The 14,653-nt window shown below is 70.8% G+C and carries 15 protein-coding genes; 6 read left to right on the top strand and 9 right to left on the bottom strand.

What is annotated here, in order from left to right:
- Both ACWH95_RS00390 and ACWH95_RS00385 read left to right on the top strand, forming a co-directional pair.
- Positions 1 to 630, top strand: coding sequence for a DNA-directed RNA polymerase subunit beta (locus ACWH95_RS00390; RefSeq protein WP_136031462.1), 630 nt, complete (start codon positions 1 to 3; stop codon positions 628 to 630).
- 166 nt (positions 631 to 796) lie between these two features.
- On the top strand, positions 797 to 1,681 hold the full coding sequence (locus tag ACWH95_RS00385; protein WP_136035811.1) for an aminodeoxychorismate lyase: 885 nt from the start codon (positions 797 to 799) through the stop codon (positions 1,679 to 1,681).
- Between the two features lie 60 nt (positions 1,682 to 1,741).
- Here the strand turns inward: ACWH95_RS00385 and pstB are convergent, their stop codons facing one another.
- The 7 genes from pstB to ACWH95_RS00350 form a co-directional block, all read right to left on the bottom strand.
- Positions 1,742 to 2,521: a phosphate ABC transporter ATP-binding protein PstB gene (gene pstB, locus ACWH95_RS00380; protein ID WP_136031466.1), complete on the bottom strand. Its 780-nt coding sequence runs from the start codon at positions 2,519 to 2,521 to the stop codon at positions 1,742 to 1,744.
- A 26-nt stretch (positions 2,522 to 2,547) separates the two neighbouring features.
- Complete coding sequence (gene pstA, locus ACWH95_RS00375; protein ID WP_247982025.1) at positions 2,548 to 3,642, bottom strand: phosphate ABC transporter permease PstA; 1,095 nt, start codon at positions 3,640 to 3,642, stop codon at positions 2,548 to 2,550.
- 1 nt (position 3,643) lies between these two features.
- Entirely contained in the window at positions 3,644 to 4,627 is a 984-nt protein-coding gene (gene pstC, locus ACWH95_RS00370; RefSeq protein WP_136031470.1) for a phosphate ABC transporter permease subunit PstC, read from the bottom strand.
- A gap of 105 nt (positions 4,628 to 4,732) precedes the next feature.
- Positions 4,733 to 5,836: a phosphate ABC transporter substrate-binding protein PstS gene (locus ACWH95_RS00365; RefSeq protein WP_136031472.1), complete on the bottom strand. Its 1,104-nt coding sequence runs from the start codon at positions 5,834 to 5,836 to the stop codon at positions 4,733 to 4,735.
- A 181-nt stretch (positions 5,837 to 6,017) separates the two neighbouring features.
- The gene (locus ACWH95_RS00360; protein ID WP_136035809.1) at positions 6,018 to 7,004 is read right to left on the bottom strand and encodes an NUDIX hydrolase; all 987 of its coding nucleotides are present in this window, start codon (positions 7,002 to 7,004) and stop codon (positions 6,018 to 6,020) included.
- Positions 7,001 to 9,166, bottom strand: a complete 2,166-nt coding sequence (locus tag ACWH95_RS00355; RefSeq protein ID WP_136031477.1) for an RNA degradosome polyphosphate kinase — start codon at positions 9,164 to 9,166, stop codon at positions 7,001 to 7,003. The genes ACWH95_RS00360 and ACWH95_RS00355 overlap by 4 nt, the downstream gene beginning before the upstream one ends.
- A 45-nt stretch (positions 9,167 to 9,211) precedes the next feature.
- Complete coding sequence (locus ACWH95_RS00350; RefSeq protein ID WP_136031479.1) at positions 9,212 to 9,895, bottom strand: winged helix-turn-helix transcriptional regulator; 684 nt, start codon at positions 9,893 to 9,895, stop codon at positions 9,212 to 9,214.
- Between the two features lie 74 nt (positions 9,896 to 9,969).
- Between ACWH95_RS00350 and ACWH95_RS00345 the strand changes: the two genes are divergently transcribed.
- The 3 genes from ACWH95_RS00345 to ygfZ all read left to right on the top strand — a co-directional run bounded on the left by ACWH95_RS00345 (position 9,970) and on the right by ygfZ (position 12,148).
- Positions 9,970 to 10,260 carry a hypothetical protein gene (locus ACWH95_RS00345; protein WP_168387152.1) on the top strand — a complete coding sequence of 97 codons (291 nt, stop codon included), beginning with the start codon at positions 9,970 to 9,972 and terminating at the stop codon, positions 10,258 to 10,260.
- 149 nt (positions 10,261 to 10,409) lie between these two features.
- Entirely contained in the window at positions 10,410 to 11,012 is a 603-nt protein-coding gene (locus tag ACWH95_RS00340; RefSeq protein ID WP_136044510.1) for a nitrobindin family protein, read from the top strand.
- A gap of 20 nt (positions 11,013 to 11,032) precedes the next feature.
- Positions 11,033 to 12,148 (top strand): CAF17-like 4Fe-4S cluster assembly/insertion protein YgfZ, encoded by a 1,116-nt coding sequence (gene ygfZ / locus ACWH95_RS00335; RefSeq protein ID WP_454119982.1) that lies wholly within the window; start codon positions 11,033 to 11,035, stop codon positions 12,146 to 12,148.
- Positions 12,149 to 12,163: 15 nt separating this feature from the next.
- Here the strand turns inward: ygfZ and ACWH95_RS00330 are convergent, their stop codons facing one another.
- Complete coding sequence (locus ACWH95_RS00330; protein WP_454119981.1) at positions 12,164 to 12,991, bottom strand: class I SAM-dependent methyltransferase; 828 nt, start codon at positions 12,989 to 12,991, stop codon at positions 12,164 to 12,166.
- A gap of 60 nt (positions 12,992 to 13,051) precedes the next feature.
- On the opposite strand from ACWH95_RS00330, the gene ACWH95_RS00325 reads away from it, so the two are divergent.
- A complete protein-coding gene (locus tag ACWH95_RS00325) occupies positions 13,052 to 13,801 on the top strand; it encodes a phosphoglyceromutase (RefSeq protein WP_136031487.1) in 750 nt (249 codons plus the stop codon).
- Between the two features lie 75 nt (positions 13,802 to 13,876).
- Here ACWH95_RS00325 and phoU read toward each other — a convergent pair whose 3' ends face one another.
- The gene (gene phoU / locus ACWH95_RS00320; RefSeq protein ID WP_136031489.1) at positions 13,877 to 14,572 is read right to left on the bottom strand and encodes a phosphate signaling complex protein PhoU; all 696 of its coding nucleotides are present in this window, start codon (positions 14,570 to 14,572) and stop codon (positions 13,877 to 13,879) included.
- Positions 14,573 to 14,653 lie beyond the last annotated feature (81 nt).

Here is a 14,653-nt window from a genome sequence, read left to right as displayed (position 1 = left end):
ATGCCCGAGCAGCACCACCGGCCCGTGCGCCGCCCCTCCCACGCGTTCGACAACATCGTGGGGTCGAGCGACCCCGCGGAGGAGAGCAGGGTCGCGCACGCCACGGCCTCCGCGCTGCTGACGCGCGTGCGCGAGGACGAGACCGGCGCGAGCGTGGAGCGGCTGATCGCGTTCACGCGCGAGCACGGCATCGACGAGATCGCGGAGCTGTGGTCCACCGCGCCGTCGCGCACGCTGCCGGGCTCGCTGTGGCGCCTGTACGTGCTGCAGCTCGCGATCCACGGCGACCCGCGCACCGCCGCGCTCCTGTACGACCGGGGGCGCGTCGAGCTGCCCTCCGCCGACGCCGTGGTGGCGGGTGCCCCGGTGCCGGCGAGCCCGGACGAGCTGGTCGCGCTGATCGACACGATCCTGCGCGGCGCCTTCCGGGGCGATTTCGCGGTGGCGCTCGACCGGGCGGCGGCGTTCTGCCGCGTGCAGGCCTCGGGCGCGACGCACACCGCGGACGACTACGAGGTGACGGAGCCGGAGCGCGCGAGCGAGCTGACCACGCGGGCGCTGCGGTTGAGCACGTATGCGCAGGACCTCTCGGCCTCGGCCGCGCTGTGGCGCATGGGCGCGCTGGCCTGACAGCGCCGCGGCCGGCGCCCGGACAGAGAAAGACCGGGCCGCAAGAACGCCTCTCGGCGGAAGGCCGCTCGCAGCGGCGAAAATTGGAGCCCGGGGTTATGCGGCCCGGCCACTCCAGTGTAACGCGAGCGCGCGACAGGTATTCCCGGCGTTCTAGGCTCGTGGCATGACCCGACGCTTCGCCCTCATGCTCGACCCCGTCGCCGCCGACGAGCAGCGCGACGACTACACCGGCACGTTCACGCAGGTCGACGCCACGGCTCCGGCCCTGAGCGTCGGCGAGCTGAGCACCCAGCGGGGGGACGGCGTGTTCGAGTCGATCGGCGTCGTCGACGGTCATGCGCAGGAGGTCGTGCCGCACCTGGAGCGACTGGCACACTCCGCGCGACTGTGCGACCTCCCCGAGCCGAACCTCGAGCAGTGGCGGCAGGCGGTGCAGCGGGCCGCGGCGCAGCTCGGCGCGGGGGAGTCGGTCATCAAGCTGATCCTCAGTCGCGGCGTGGAGCACGGACCCACACCCACCGCCTGGGTCACGGCCGCTCCCGCCGCGGACTTCTCCGCCGTGCGCCGCGACGGCGTGAAGGTGGTCACGCTCGACCGCGGGTACGACCTCGGTGCCGCCGAGCGGGCGCCGTGGCTGCTGCTGGGCGCCAAGACCCTGTCGTACGCGGTGAACATGGCGGCGCTGCGCGAGGCCAAGCGGCGCGGGGCCGACGACGCGGTGTTCCTCTCGAGCGACGGCTTCGTGCTGGAGGCGCCGACGGCCTCGCTCCTCCTGCGCTTCGGCGACCGGTTCACGACCCCGGCGCCGAACGGCGGGATCCTGCACGGCACCACACAGCTCAGCGTGTACGACCACCTCAGCGCGCGCGGGTTCGAGGTCGGCTACGACCGCATCCCCGCGGGCGACCTCACCCGGGCCGATGCGGCGTGGCTGGTGTCGAGCGTGCGTCTCGCGGCGGCCATCACCGCGGTCGACGGTGTGCCGCTGCCGGTGGATGCCGCGCTCACGGACGAGCTCAACGCGTACCTGCTCTCGCCGCGCGACTGAGGCCGCAGACACGGAAGGGCCCGGGTGCCGTCGCACCCGGGCCCTTGTCGTACCGGCGGTTCAGCCGAAGCGGCCGGAGACGTAGTCCTCCGTCGCCTGCACCGACGGCGTGGTGAAGATCGACGTCGTGTCGTCGTACTCGATGAGCTTGCCGGGCTTGCCGGTGCCGGCGATGTTGAAGAACGCCGTCTTGTCCGAGACACGGCTCGCCTGCTGCATGTTGTGGGTCACGATCACGATCGTGAACTCGTTCTTGAGCTCGCCGATCAGCTCCTCGATCGCGTACGTCGAGATGGGGTCGAGCGCCGAGCACGGCTCGTCCATCAGCAGCACCTCGGGCGACACCGCGATCGCGCGGGCGATGCACAGACGCTGCTGCTGACCGCCGGAGAGGCCGGAGCCGGGGCGGTCGAGCCGGTCCTTGACCTCGTTCCAGAGGTTCGCGCCGGTGAGCGACTTCTCGACCAGGTCGTCCTGGTCGCTCTTGGACATGCGGCTGTTGTTGAGCTTGACGCCCGCGAGCACGTTCTCCTTGATCGACATCGTGGGGAACGGGTTGGGGCGCTGGAACACCATGCCCACCTGGCGGCGCACGAGCACCGGGTCGACGCCGGCGCCGTACAGGTCCTTGCCGTCGAGCAGCACCTCCCCTTCGACGCGGGCGCCGGGGATGACCTCGTGCATGCGGTTGAGGGTGCGCAGGAACGTGGACTTGCCACAGCCGGAGGGGCCGATGAACGCCGTCACGCTGCGCGGCTGGATGTCGAGGGAGACGCCTTCGACGGCGAGGAAGTTGCCGTAGTAGACGTTGAGGTCGTTGACTTCGATGCTCTTGGACACGGGGTTTCCTGTTCTGAGGTTCGGGCTCAGCGGCCGGAGAGTTTCGGGGCGAACCACTTCGCGATCAGACGCGCGAGGAGGTTCAGCACCATGACGATGAGGATGAGGGTGAGGGCGGCGGCCCAGGCGCGCGCGACCGCGGCGTCGGGGTTGGTGCCCTGGTTCATGTACTGGTTGTAGGCGAACACCGGCAGGGTCATCATCTGACCGTCGAAGATGTTCGTGTTGAGGCTCTGCGTGAAGCCGGCGGTCAGCAGCAGCGGGGCGGTCTCGCCGATCACGCGGGAGATCGCGAGCATGACCGAGGTCATGATGCCGGCGATGGAGGTGGGCAGCACGACCTTGAGGATCGTCAGCCACTTCGGTACGCCCAGCGCGTAGGAGGCCTCGCGCAGTTCGTTCGGGACGATGCGCAGCAGTTCCTCGCTGCCGCGGACGACGACCGGGGTCATCAGCACGGCGAGGGCGAGCGCACCCATGAAGCCCATCGAGATGCCCGGTCGCAGCAGCAGCGCGAACACGGCGTAGATGAACAGACCGGCGACGATCGACGGGATGCCCGTCATCACGTCGACGAAGAACGTGATGGCCTTCGCGATCTTCCCGCGCCCGTACTCGACCAGGTAGATCGAGGTCATGAGCCCGATCGGGACCGAGATGATCGTGGCCGTCAGGGTGATCAGCACGGTGCCCCAGATGGCGTGCACGATGCCGCCGCCGTCGCCGACCACGTTGCGCATGGAGTAGCTGAAGAACTCGGCGTCGAAGCGTTCGATGCCGTTCGCCACCACGGTCCACAGCAGCGACACGAGCGGCAGCAGCGCGATCAGGAAGGCGGTGGCGACGAGGGCCGTCATGAGCCGGTCCACGGCCTTGCGGCGGCTCTCGGCGATCGACGAGATCACCGTGATGATCACCATGTAGAGCAGGATGCCGACGATCACGGTGCCCGCGATGTTGAAGTCGGCGAGCGGCGTGTCCGACCCCGCCGCGGCGACGCCGAACACGGCCGCGGAGACCGCGAACGAGACGCCGAGCAGGGCCCACGGCGCCCACTTCGGGAGGCGGCCGGAGGTGAGGGAGGCGCTCGGCGCGGGGGGAGCGCTGGTGAGGACGGTCATGTCAGTTCGCTCCAGAGAACTCGGCGCGGCGGGCGACGATCCAGCGCGCCACGGCGTTGACCGCGAAGGTCACGACGAAGAGGATGAGGCCGGTCGCGATGAGCGTGTTGACGCCCGTGCCGTGCGCCTCGGGGAAGGCGAGGGCGATGTTCGCGGGGATCGGCGTGGGGTTCGTGGCGGTGAGCACCAGGAAGCTCACGACCGCCGAGGGGGAGAGCACCATGGTCACGGCCATGGTCTCGCCCAGGGCCCGCCCGAGCGCGAGCATCGCGGCGGAGACCATGCCGCCGCGGGCGAAGGGGAGCACGGCCATGCGCACCATCTCCCAGCGGGTGGCGCCGAGGGCCAGGGCGGCCTCCTCGTGCAGCTTCGGCGTCTGCAGGAAGACCTCGCGGCAGATGGCGGTCATGATCGGGATGCACATCACGGCGAGGACGAGGGCCGCGGTGAGGATGGTCTTGCCCGTGGCGGAGACCTGACCGCCGAAGAAGGGCACCCAGGAGGCGTTGTCGTTCAGCCAGACGTAGATCGGCTGGAGCAGCGGGGCGAGCACGAGTCCGCCCCACAGGCCGAAGACCACGGACGGCACGGCCGCGAGCAGGTCGATGATGTAGCCGAGTACGGCCGCGAGTCGGCGGTGCGCGTAGTGCGAGATGAACAGCGCGATGCCGATGGCGATGGGGGCCGCGATGATCAGGGCGATGAACGAGGCCCACAGCGTGCCGAAGACGAGCGGCCAGACATAGGCCCAGAAGGATTCGCCGCGCAGGATGTGGTTGTCGGTGGTGTCGAGCTGGAAGGCCGGGAGGCTCTGGATGATGAGGAACGCGGCGACGAGGGCGAGCACGACGAGGATGATGATCCCCGCTCCGAGTGCGGTGCCGGAGAACACCCGGTCGCCGAGTCGCTGCTTGGCCTTGATCGGTGCGGGCGGCGCCGGGGTCGGTGCCGGTGCCGTGGTGGGCTCCTGCGCGGTCGTGCTCATGATCTCCCTGTTTCGGGCCGGGTGGAGATGGATCGGGTGCTGACCCGGCGGAGCCCCCGCGTCCGTGTCGGGACGCGGGGGCACCGTGTCAGCGGATCGGCGGGATCAGCCGACCTGGATCAGGTCGATCGCGGCCTGGACCTGCTCGCGCAGGCCGTCCGAGATCGGGGCGCTGCCGGCGTTCTCCGCGGCGGCGTCCTGGCCCTCGGCGCTCGCGATGTACGTGAAGTAGGCCTTCACGAGCTCCGCGACGTTGCTGTCCTCGTACTGCTCGCAGCCGATGAGGTAGCTGACCAGGGCGATCGGGTAGGCGCCGTCCGCGGCGGAGGCCGGGTCGACGTCGAAGACGAGGTCGCCCTCGCCGCGGCCCTCGGCGAGCGGCGAGGCCTCGACGAGCTTCGCCGCGGCCTCGGCCGAGTAGGGCACGAACTCCTCGCCGACGCCCACGGCGACCTGGCCGAGGCCGTCCGCCTGCGAGGCGTCGAGGAAGCCGATGGCGCCGTTGCCGGCGGTGATGGCCTGCTTCACGCCCGAGGTGCCCTGAGCGGCCTCGCCGCCCTGGATCGGCCACTCGTCCGAGACCTCGTAGGTCCACACGTCGGGAGCGGTCGCGCTGAGGTACTTCGCGAAGGTCTCCTGCGTGCCGGACGGGTCGGAGCGGTGCACGGGCGAGATCGCCAGGTCGGGCAGCTCGACGCCCTCGTTGAGAGCGGCGATCGCGGCGTCGTTCCAGTTGGTGATGGTGCCGGCGAAGATGCCCGCGATGGTCGCGGCGTCGAGGTTCAGGGTGTCGATGCCCTCGAGGTTGAACGCGACCGCGACGGGCGAGATGTAGAGCGGGACCTCGACGATGTCGTCGGTCGTGCAGGCGCCGAAGCCGCCGGCGGCGATCTCCTCGTCGTTGAACGCGCGGTCGGAGCCGATGAAGTTGCTGCCACCCTCGAGGAAGTTCTCGCGGCCCGTGCCGGAGCCGGTGGGCTCGTAGTTGACGGTCACGTCGGGGTTGGCGGTCTGGAACGCGGCGACCCAGGCCTCCTGGGCGGCGGTCTGGGAGGACGCGCCGGTCGCGTCGATCGTGCCGGAGAGCGTGGACTCGCTGGGCTCGTCGGTGGAGCCGCCGGTGCCGCCTTCGTTCGCGGCACAGCCGGCGAGTGCGAGAGCGGCGACGGCGCCGATGGCGCCGATTCGTGCGATTCGGGAGATCTTCACTGTGGATCCTTCGATCGTGGAGGGTTGGGGCCCGGTGCAGGGCACACAGTGACGCTAGGGGCGACGGTTAACGAGACTCTCCCTCGCAGGTGAACGGCAGGTGAACGACCGGAGACGCTCTGGGGGCGATCCCAGGCGCCGTGCGGGCTCGAGCCCCCTCGTTCGCGGGTCCGCCGACGGGTCAGACCTTCGGAGCGTGCGTCTCGATCGAGATGATCCCGGAGCCGGGATTCGTGGCGGACACGTGCACGACGGAGAACGCGCCGGTCTCCAGATCGGCGGCGCTGGTCACGTACGAGCCGCGCACGGTGCCGGTGGCGAGGGCGATCTCGGCGAGCAGGGCGGGCAGCACGGGGCCGTGGCTGCACAGCACGGCGGGCTTGCCGGAGCGGATGCGGCGTCCGACGACCGAGCGGAGGTCTGCGGTGCCGTCCTCCCACGCGTCCTGGCTGATCTTCTCCGTCTTCACCGGCTTGCGGTCCAGGGCCTTCGCCAGCGGGGCGACCGTCTGCACGCAGCGCACCGCATCGCTCGTGATGAGCTTGCGCACGCCGAACGCGCGGAGCGGACCCACGATCGCCTTGGCCTGGCGTCGGCCGCGTTCGGTGAGCGGCCGCGCGGAGTCCGCGCCGTCCCACTCCGAGCGGGGGAGGGCCTTCGCGTGCCGGAGCGCGATCACCGGGAAGGTGCGCAGGACGCCGTCGTCGACGAGGGCCGCGAACGCGTCGAGGATCTCGTGGTCGACCGGGTAGCTGAGCGCGGCGCGGGCCTTCTTGACGCTGACCCACTCGAGCGCGGCGATCTCCCGGTTGGGCACGAACGTCGACGCCCGGATGGCCTCGTCGGTCGCCTCGGCCGCCCAGTAGTGCACGACCTTCTGCTTGCGTGAGGCGAGCAGGTAGCGGCTCACCCCCACGGGGACGCCGAGGGCGACGCGGATGCCCGTCTCCTCGTGCACCTCGCGCACGGCCGTCTCCGCGAGCATCTCACCGGGGTCGACCTTGCCCTTGGGGAGCGTGACGTCGCGGTACTTCGTGCGGTGGATCAGCAGGATGCGCAGCTTGCCGTCGACCAGGCGCCACACCACGGCACCCGCGGCGTACACGGCCTTGTCCGCCCACTTGGAGCGGGCGATGTCCTCGGGGAGCTGGAGCTGCCGCGCCGTCATCGGACCGCCCGCGCCCGCCGGCGCCGCTGGATCATGCCCATGGTCTTGTCCTGCAGGTCGACCAGCGGCCTGCCGTCCGCGTTCACGGCGTGGCGCTCCCAGACGCCGTCGGCGCCGAGGTGCCACGACGACGTGCCGTCGTCCATCGCGAGGTCGAAGAACGCCGTGAGCTCCTTGAGGTGCGCGGGGTCGGTCACGCGCACGAGCGCCTCGACGCGACGGTCGAGGTTGCGGTGCATCATGTCGGCGCTGCCGATGTAGACCTGCGGGTCGCCGCCGTTCTCGAACGCGAAGATGCGCGAGTGCTCCAGGTAGCGGCCGAGGATGCTGCGGACGGTGATGTTGTCGCTGATGCCCTCGAGGTCGGTGCGCAGGCTGCAGATGCCCCGCACCCACACGTCGACCTTCACGCCTGCGGCGCTGGCGCGGTACAGGGCGTCGATGATCTCCTCGTCCACCATCGAGTTCACCTTGATGCGGATGTGTGCGGGCACGCCCGCCTCGGCGTTGCGGCGCTCGGCGTCGATCAGGCGGATGAGGCCCTTGCGCAGGTGCAGCGGCGCGACCAGGAGGCGCTTGAACTTCTTCTCGATCGCGTAGCCGCTGAGCTCGTTGAACAGCCGGGTCAGGTCCTTGCCGACCTGGGCGTCGGCGGTGAACAGGCCGAAGTCCTCGTAGATGCGGCTGGTCTTGGGGTTGTAGTTGCCCGTGCCGACGTGGGAGTAGTGCCGCAGCAGGCCGTCCTCCTCGCGGATCACGAGCGCGAGCTTGCAGTGCGTCTTGAGGCCGACCAGCCCATAGACCACGTGCACGCCGGCCTTCTCCAGCTTGCGTGCCCACACGATGTTGTTCGCCTCGTCGAACCGCGCCTTCACCTCGACCAGGGCGAGCACCTGCTTGCCGGCCTCGGCGGCGTCGATGAGTGCCTGCACGACGGGGCTGTCGCCCGAGGTGCGGTACAGCGTCTGCTTGATCGCGAGCACGTGCGGGTCTCGCGCCGCCTGCTCCAGGAACGCCTGCACGCTGGTCGTGAACGACTCGTAGGGGTGGTGCACGAGCACGTCGGACTTGCGGATGGCCTTGAAGATGTCGGCCCGGTTGCTCGATCCCGCCGGCTGGAACGCCACCGCGGTCGTGGGCAGGTGCGGCGGGTAGCGCAGGTCGGGACGGTCGATGCGTGACAGGTCGAACAGGCCGCGCAGGTCGAGCGGTCCGGGAAGGCGGTAGACCTCCAGATCGGTGATGTCGAGCTCGCGCACGAGCAGGTCCATCGTGACGTCGTCCATGTCGTCGGTGATCTCGAGGCGGATGGGCGGGCCGAACCGGCGGCGCAGCAGCTCCGCCTCCAGCGCCTGGATGAGGTTCTCGCTCTCGTCCTCCTCGATCTCCACGTCCTCGTTGCGGGTGAGGCGGAACGCGTGGTGGTCGAGCACCTCCATCCCGGGGAACAGGTCACCGAGGTGGTTGGCGATCAGCTCTTCCAGGCGCAGGAAGCGCTTGATCTCCCCGGTGGACGGCACCTCGACGAAGCGCGGCAGCATCGGCGGCACCTTGAGACGGGCGAACTCCTGACGGCCCGTGCGGGCGTTGCGGATGCGGATCGCGAGGTTCAGCGACAGCCCGGAGATGTAGGGGAACGGGTGAGCGGGGTCGACCGCCAGCGGCATGAGCACGGGGAAGACCTGCGCGCCGAAGTAGTCGGACAGCGCGCTGCGCTCCTCGTCGGTGAGGTCGGACCACTCGGTGATCTCGATGCCGGAGTCGGCGAGGGCGGGACGCACCAGGTTGGTCCACGCGGCCGCGTGCCGCAGCTGCAGCGCGTGTGCTTCGCGCGAGATGTCGGCCAGGGCGTCGACGGGGGAGCGGCCGATGTTGGTCGGCACCGCGAGGCCGGTCATGATGCGGCGCTTGAGGCCGGCGACGCGCACCATGAAGAACTCGTCGAGGTTGCTCGCGAAGATCGCCAGGAAGTTCGCGCGCTCCAGCTCGGGCAGCGTCGGATCCTCGGCGAGCTCGAGCACACGCTGGTTGAACGCGAGCCAGCTCAGCTCGCGGTCCAGGTACCGGTGGTCGGGCAGTTGCGAGTCCGGGGACTCCACGGCATCGAAGTCGTCGTCTTCGGCGTCACCGAGGCCGGCGTCGGCGAGTGCGGGATCGATCATGGGGTACATCTAAGCACCGGGAGGTGTCGGGCGTGTGAACGCCGGTCACCCCGTGCCGACGAGGCTCTCGTCGTCGTACACGTTGAAGCGGTACCCGACGTTGCGGACCGTGCCGATGATCTGCTCCTGGTCGCCGAGCTTCGCCCTGAGCCGTCGCACGTGCACGTCGACCGTGCGGGTGCCGCCGAAGTAGTCGTAGCCCCATACCTCGCTGAGCAGCTGCTCGCGCGTGAACACCCGCGACGGGTGCGTGGCCAGGAAGTGCAGGAGCTGGAACTCCTTGTAGGTGAGGTCGAGGGGCTTGCCGTGCAGCTTGGCCGAGTACGACTGCTCGTCGATCGTGACGCCGGAGGCCTGCACGCGCGCGGGCTCGGACACCTCGTCGCGGCGGGCGATGGCGAGCCGGACGCGGGCGTCGATCTCGGCGGGGCCGGCCGTCGCGAGCAGCACGTCGTCGATGCCCCAGTCGCCGGAGAGCGCGCTCATGCCGCCCTCCGTGACGACGAGGAGGAGCGGGGCCTGCTGGCCGGTGGCGCGCAGCAGCCGGCACAGCGACTTCGCTCCGACCAGGTCGTGGCGGCCGTCGACCACCGCCACGTCGTACTCCGGAGCGTTCACGAGCTGCGCCGGTTCGGCCGGGATCTGGCGGGTGCGATGGCTGAGCAGCTCCAGCGCGGGAAGCACCTGCTCCGAGAGGGGAGCGTTGGTCAGAACCAGCACCAGGGCCACGCGCACTCCTCACCGGCGGGGGGTTCGACGCCGTGCCGCCATGATAGCGGCCGTGGATGCGCAAGAATGGAGACATGTCAGAACCCGCCCTCGCTCCGCGCAACGCCTTCACCGGCGTGATCGTGGTGTGGGCGGTGGCCTTCGTCGGCACGATCCTGATCGGCATCTTCGCTGCGGAGGAGTGGCGCATCCCCTGGATGCTCGTCGGGTTCGGCGCCGTCGTCCTGATCTCCTTCGCGGTGCAGCTCTGGTACGGCCGCACGCAGGGGTTCATCTTCCGCGTGGCGAGCAGCGTCACCGGCGCCCTGCTGCTGATGGGGGTCATCTCGGTCGGGTTCGGGCTGGCGGCACTCATCCCGTCCTGACGCCGATCCGGCGCGGTATGGTGGATCCATGGACATCATGGCGCTCGAAATCTTCTTCATCGGCCTCCTGGGCCTCGCGAGCCTGGCGATCGTCTTCGTGTCGGCCGTGGTGCTGCGCAACCTCTTCCGCGGTCAGCGCTGACGAGATCGTGATCGAGCTCCCGACCGACCTTCCCGCCGATCTCGTTCCGCTCTCGTGGCTGATCGGGGTCTGGGAGGGCACCGGCGTGATCGAGTACCCGGTCGGCGAGGAGCGTCTGCAGGGCGAGTTCACCCACCGCGTCAGCTTCAGCCATGACGGTGGTCCCTTCCTCAACTACGCCGCGACCGCCACCTTCACCGGCGAAGACCAGTCGGCGTCGATTCCCCTGACCGCCGAGTCCGGCTTCTGGCGCCTCGCGCGCCCGGCTGCTGCATCCGATGCGGGCCCCGCGCTGCTGCCGCCGACCGTCGCGCCGGTCGTCCGCACGGTCGACGACGTGGAGGAGCTCCGCGGACCGAACGGCGCGTTCCCGATCGAGGTCTCGATCGCCCGCTCCGACGGCATGCTCGAGTTCTACCTCGGCGAGATCAACGGCCCGCGCGTCGACCTGGCGTCCGACGCGATCGTGCGCGGAGCGGGGACGAAGGAGTACGGCTCGGCCTCGCGCATGTACGGCCTGGTCGACGGCCACCTGTTGTGGGCCTGGGACATCGCCGCGCTCGGCACACCGCTGCGCGCGCACGCCTCGGCCCGCCTCGCGCGGGTGTGAACGGAGAGGGGCGAGCAGGCATGGGCGTGTTCGACGAGCGGAACGGGGCCGTCCTCGGCGACGGGGGCGTGGCGCACTTCGGTGATCCCTTCCGCGAGCAGCGCTGGCTGGCGGCGGGCGAGGCGCTGGTCCCGCTGGACGACCGCGCCGTCATCGAAGTGGCGGGCCCCGAGCGTCTCGGCTGGCTCGACTCCATCACGTCGCAGGCCGTCGGGCGACTCGCGCCGGGCGAGAGCACCGAGCTGCTGGTGCTCGATCCCCAGGGGCGGGTGGAGCACGCCGCCGGTGTCGTCGACGACGGTTCCGCGACCTGGCTCATCGTCGATGCCGCCGACGCGGAGGCACTGGCGGGCTGGCTCACCCGCATGAAGTTCCGCACCCAGGCCACGGTCGAGGTGCGCGACGACGTGGCGCTGCTGGGCTTCGTCGACGGGGGCGCCGCATCCGAGCGCATCCGCGCCGTCGACGGCGTGTTCGTGTGGGCGGACCCCTGGCAGCGCGTCAGCGCGGGCGGGTATCAGTACGCCGCGACCGCCGAGCACCCCGGGGCCGAGCTGGCCTGGCGCATCGCCATCGTCACGAGCGGCAGCGTGCCCGCGCTCGCCGCGACCCTCGACGACGGCGAGGTCGCCGGACTGCTGGCCGCGGAGGCTCTGCGCATCGCCGCGTGGCGACCGCGGTGGGCGTCCGAGGTCGATGAGCGGTCGCTGCCGCACGAGTCCGACTGGCTGCGCAGTGCGGTGCACCTCGACAAGGGCTGCTACCGCGGGCAGGAGACCGTGTCGAAGGTGCACAACCTCGGTCATCCGCCTCGGCGGCTCGCCGCGCTGCACCTCGACGGCAGCGACGCAGTGCTCCCCGAGCCCGGCGCTCCGGTCTTCGCGGGCGACGACGAGGTGGGGCACATCACCTCGGTCGCGCGACACCACGAGGAGGGCCCCATCGCGCTCGCGATCCTGTCGCGCCGCGCCCCGGTCGGGGATCTGGTCGTGCGCTCCGAGGGCGTCGACATCGCGGCGTCGCAGCAGGTCATCGTCCCCGCAGACGCGGGCGCCACGGCGGAGGTGCCCCGCCTGACGCGGCTGTCGCGCCGCCCGACCGCGCCGGACCCGCGCCGCACCTCGCCGTCCGCCTGAGCGGGCGTCCCGGCGTCAGGTCGTGCGCGGGGCGACCGCGTCCCACGGCAGCGTGAGCTCGCCGAGACGCCAGCGCGTGCGGCCGCCCTGCACGGGCCACCCCTGGTCGCGCAGCGCGGACACGGCCGCGAGGAACCGCTGCGTGGCGCCGAAGGTCGACAGGGGAGCCGCGCGGTCCCACTCCCGGTCGAGCTCGGTGAGCAGCGCGTGGATGCGCTCGCCGGGGACGTTGCGATGGATCAGCGCCTTCGGCAGCCGCTCCGCCACGATGCTCGGACGCTCGAGTCCCTCCAGTCGCAGCGAGATCGTGAGGCGCAGCGCCGATCCATCCCGGTCCACGTCGACCCAGCTGGCGATGCGGCCGATCTCGTCGCACGTCCCCTCCACGAGCAGGCCGCCGGGGGCGAGGCGCGCCGCCATCGTGCGCCAGGCCGCGGGGACCTCGGGCTCGTCGTACTGCCGGAGCACGTTCATGGCGCGGATCACGGCGGCGCGGCGGTCGCCCGGCAGCGGCACCTCGAAGCCCCCACGCGCGAACGACACCCGCAGATCAGGAGGGAATCCCGTCCGACCCGCCCGGACCTCGGCGAGCTGTCGCGTGGCCGTGGCGACGCGCGCCGGATCGATCTCCAGGCCGAGCACCTCCGCGTCGGGACGGACCCGGCGCAGGCGCGCGGCGAGCTCGAGCGCCGTGACCCCGCTGGCGCCATAGCCGAGGTCGACCACGAGCGGATCCTCCGCGCGACGCAACGCGGTGCTCGCGGCGATCCAGCGGTCGTTGCGGCGCAGCCGGTTGGTCCCGGTCGTGCCACGGGTCGGCTGGCCGAGCGGAGATGACGCCATGCGTCCATCCTCTCCCGTGCCCGGCGCAGTCCGATCCACGGCCGCGGATAAACTGGCCGCATGACTGCGAAGCGCACCCTGATCCTGCTCCGCCACGGCCAGAGCGAGTGGAACGAACTGAACCTCTTCACCGGCTGGGTGGACGTCCGCCTGACCGAGCAGGGCAAGGGCGAGGCCCGTCGCGGCGGTGAGCTGCTCGCCGAGTCCGGCATCCTCCCCGACGTGCTGCACACCTCGCTGCTGAGCCGAGCGATCCAGACCGCCGACATCGCGCTGGACGCGGCCGACCGACTGTGGATCCCGGTCACGCGCTCGTGGCGACTCAACGAGCGGCACTACGGCGCGCTGCAGGGCAAGGACAAGGCGCAGACGCTGGAGGAGTTCGGTCCAGAGCAGTTCCAGCTGTGGCGCCGTTCGTTCGACGTGCCGCCGCCCCCGCTCGACGACGCGAGCGAGTTCAGCCAGGTGAACGACCCCCGGTACGCGCACATCGACGGTGAGGTGCCGCGTACGGAGTCGCTCAAGCTCGTGATCGACCGTCTGCTGCCGTATTGGGAGACCGCGATCGTGCCCGACCTCGAGGCCGGCAAGACGGTGCTGGTCACCGCGCACGGGAACTCGCTGCGCGGGCTCGTGAAGCACCTCGAGGGCATCAGCGACGACGACATCGCCGCGCTCAACATCCCCACCGGTATCCCGCTGGTCTACGAGCTCGACGAGAACAACGCGCCCACGGGCCCCGGCCGCTACCTCGACCCCGAGGCCGCCGCCGCCGGTGCCGCCGCCGTGGCCGCGCAGGGCAAGAAGTAACGCGCACGCCCTGACGCGAGAGACCCCCTGCCGCCGATCGGCGCAGGGGGTCTCTCGCGTACGACGGGCGACGCGTCAGGCGTGTCCGAGCTCCTGCTGCTCCACGGCGAGGGCGATGTCCTCCTCCTCGACGTGCCAGTCGCCCGTCGCCAGGTACACGACCTTCTTCGCGACGGCGACCGCGTGGTCGGCGAAGCGCTCGTGGTAGCGGCTGGCCAGCGTGGCGTCGACGGTGGCGACGGCCTCGCCCTTCCAGTTGTCGCTGAGCACCTTCTCGAACACGCTGGCGTGCAGCTCGTCCACGTCGTCGTCGGCGTTGCGGATCTGGTCGGCGAACTTCAGGTCCTGGGTGCGCAGCAGCTCGGCGAGCGTGCGCGAGATCTCGACGTCGAGCTCGCCCATCCGCACGAAGGTGCCCTTGAGGCCCTTCGGGATGGCGCGCTCGGGGAAGCGCAGCCGGGCGAGCTGTGCGATGTGCTCGGACATGTCGCCCATGCGCTCCAGGGAGGCGCTCACGCGCAGCGCGGTGACGACGATGCGCAGGTCGCGCGCGACCGGCTGCTGGCGGGCGAGGATCTCGATGGCCTGCTCGTCGAGCGCGACGGCCAGCTCGTCGATCTTCGCGTCGTCGGCGATGACCTCCTCGGCCAGGGCGACGTCGCTGGTGGCGAACGCGCGCGTCGCCTTGTCGATCGAGACGGTGACGAGGTCGGCGATCTCGACGAGGCGGGACTGCAGGTCCTCGAGGGACTGGTGGAAGACTTCGCGCATGGGGGCGCAACCTTTCGTTCGGATCTCTGCTGAGTCGTCAGCGCGAGGCGGCGGGGCGTCCGCACGAGTTCGGGCCTGTGC

Source organism: Microbacterium sp. NPDC055502, assembly GCF_053643635.1.
Note: the sequence above shows the minus strand (reverse complement) of the source record. Positions and strands in the feature narration are given on the sequence as shown.

What these genes read in the sequence shown, in the direction of transcription:
- ACWH95_RS00390 (WP_136031462.1), top strand. Translation starts at nt 1, where the DNA reads ATGCCCGAGCAGCACCACCGGCCCGTGCGCCGCCCCTCCCACGCGTTC.
- ACWH95_RS00385 (WP_136035811.1), top strand. Translation starts at nt 797, where the DNA reads ATGACCCGACGCTTCGCCCTCATGCTCGACCCCGTCGCCGCCGACGAG.
- pstA (WP_247982025.1), bottom strand. Translation starts at nt 3,642, where the DNA reads ATGACCGTCCTCACCAGCGCTCCCCCCGCGCCGAGCGCCTCCCTCACC.
- pstC (WP_136031470.1), bottom strand. Translation starts at nt 4,627, where the DNA reads ATGAGCACGACCGCGCAGGAGCCCACCACGGCACCGGCACCGACCCCG.
- ACWH95_RS00360 (WP_136035809.1), bottom strand. Translation starts at nt 7,004, where the DNA reads ATGACGGCGCGGCAGCTCCAGCTCCCCGAGGACATCGCCCGCTCCAAG.
- ACWH95_RS00355 (WP_136031477.1), bottom strand. Translation starts at nt 9,166, where the DNA reads ATGATCGATCCCGCACTCGCCGACGCCGGCCTCGGTGACGCCGAAGAC.
- ACWH95_RS00345 (WP_168387152.1), top strand. Translation starts at nt 9,970, where the DNA reads ATGTCAGAACCCGCCCTCGCTCCGCGCAACGCCTTCACCGGCGTGATC.
- ygfZ (WP_454119982.1), top strand. Translation starts at nt 11,033, where the DNA reads ATGGGCGTGTTCGACGAGCGGAACGGGGCCGTCCTCGGCGACGGGGGC.
- ACWH95_RS00330 (WP_454119981.1), bottom strand. Translation starts at nt 12,991, where the DNA reads ATGGCGTCATCTCCGCTCGGCCAGCCGACCCGTGGCACGACCGGGACC.
- ACWH95_RS00325 (WP_136031487.1), top strand. Translation starts at nt 13,052, where the DNA reads ATGACTGCGAAGCGCACCCTGATCCTGCTCCGCCACGGCCAGAGCGAG.
- phoU (WP_136031489.1), bottom strand. Translation starts at nt 14,572, where the DNA reads ATGCGCGAAGTCTTCCACCAGTCCCTCGAGGACCTGCAGTCCCGCCTC.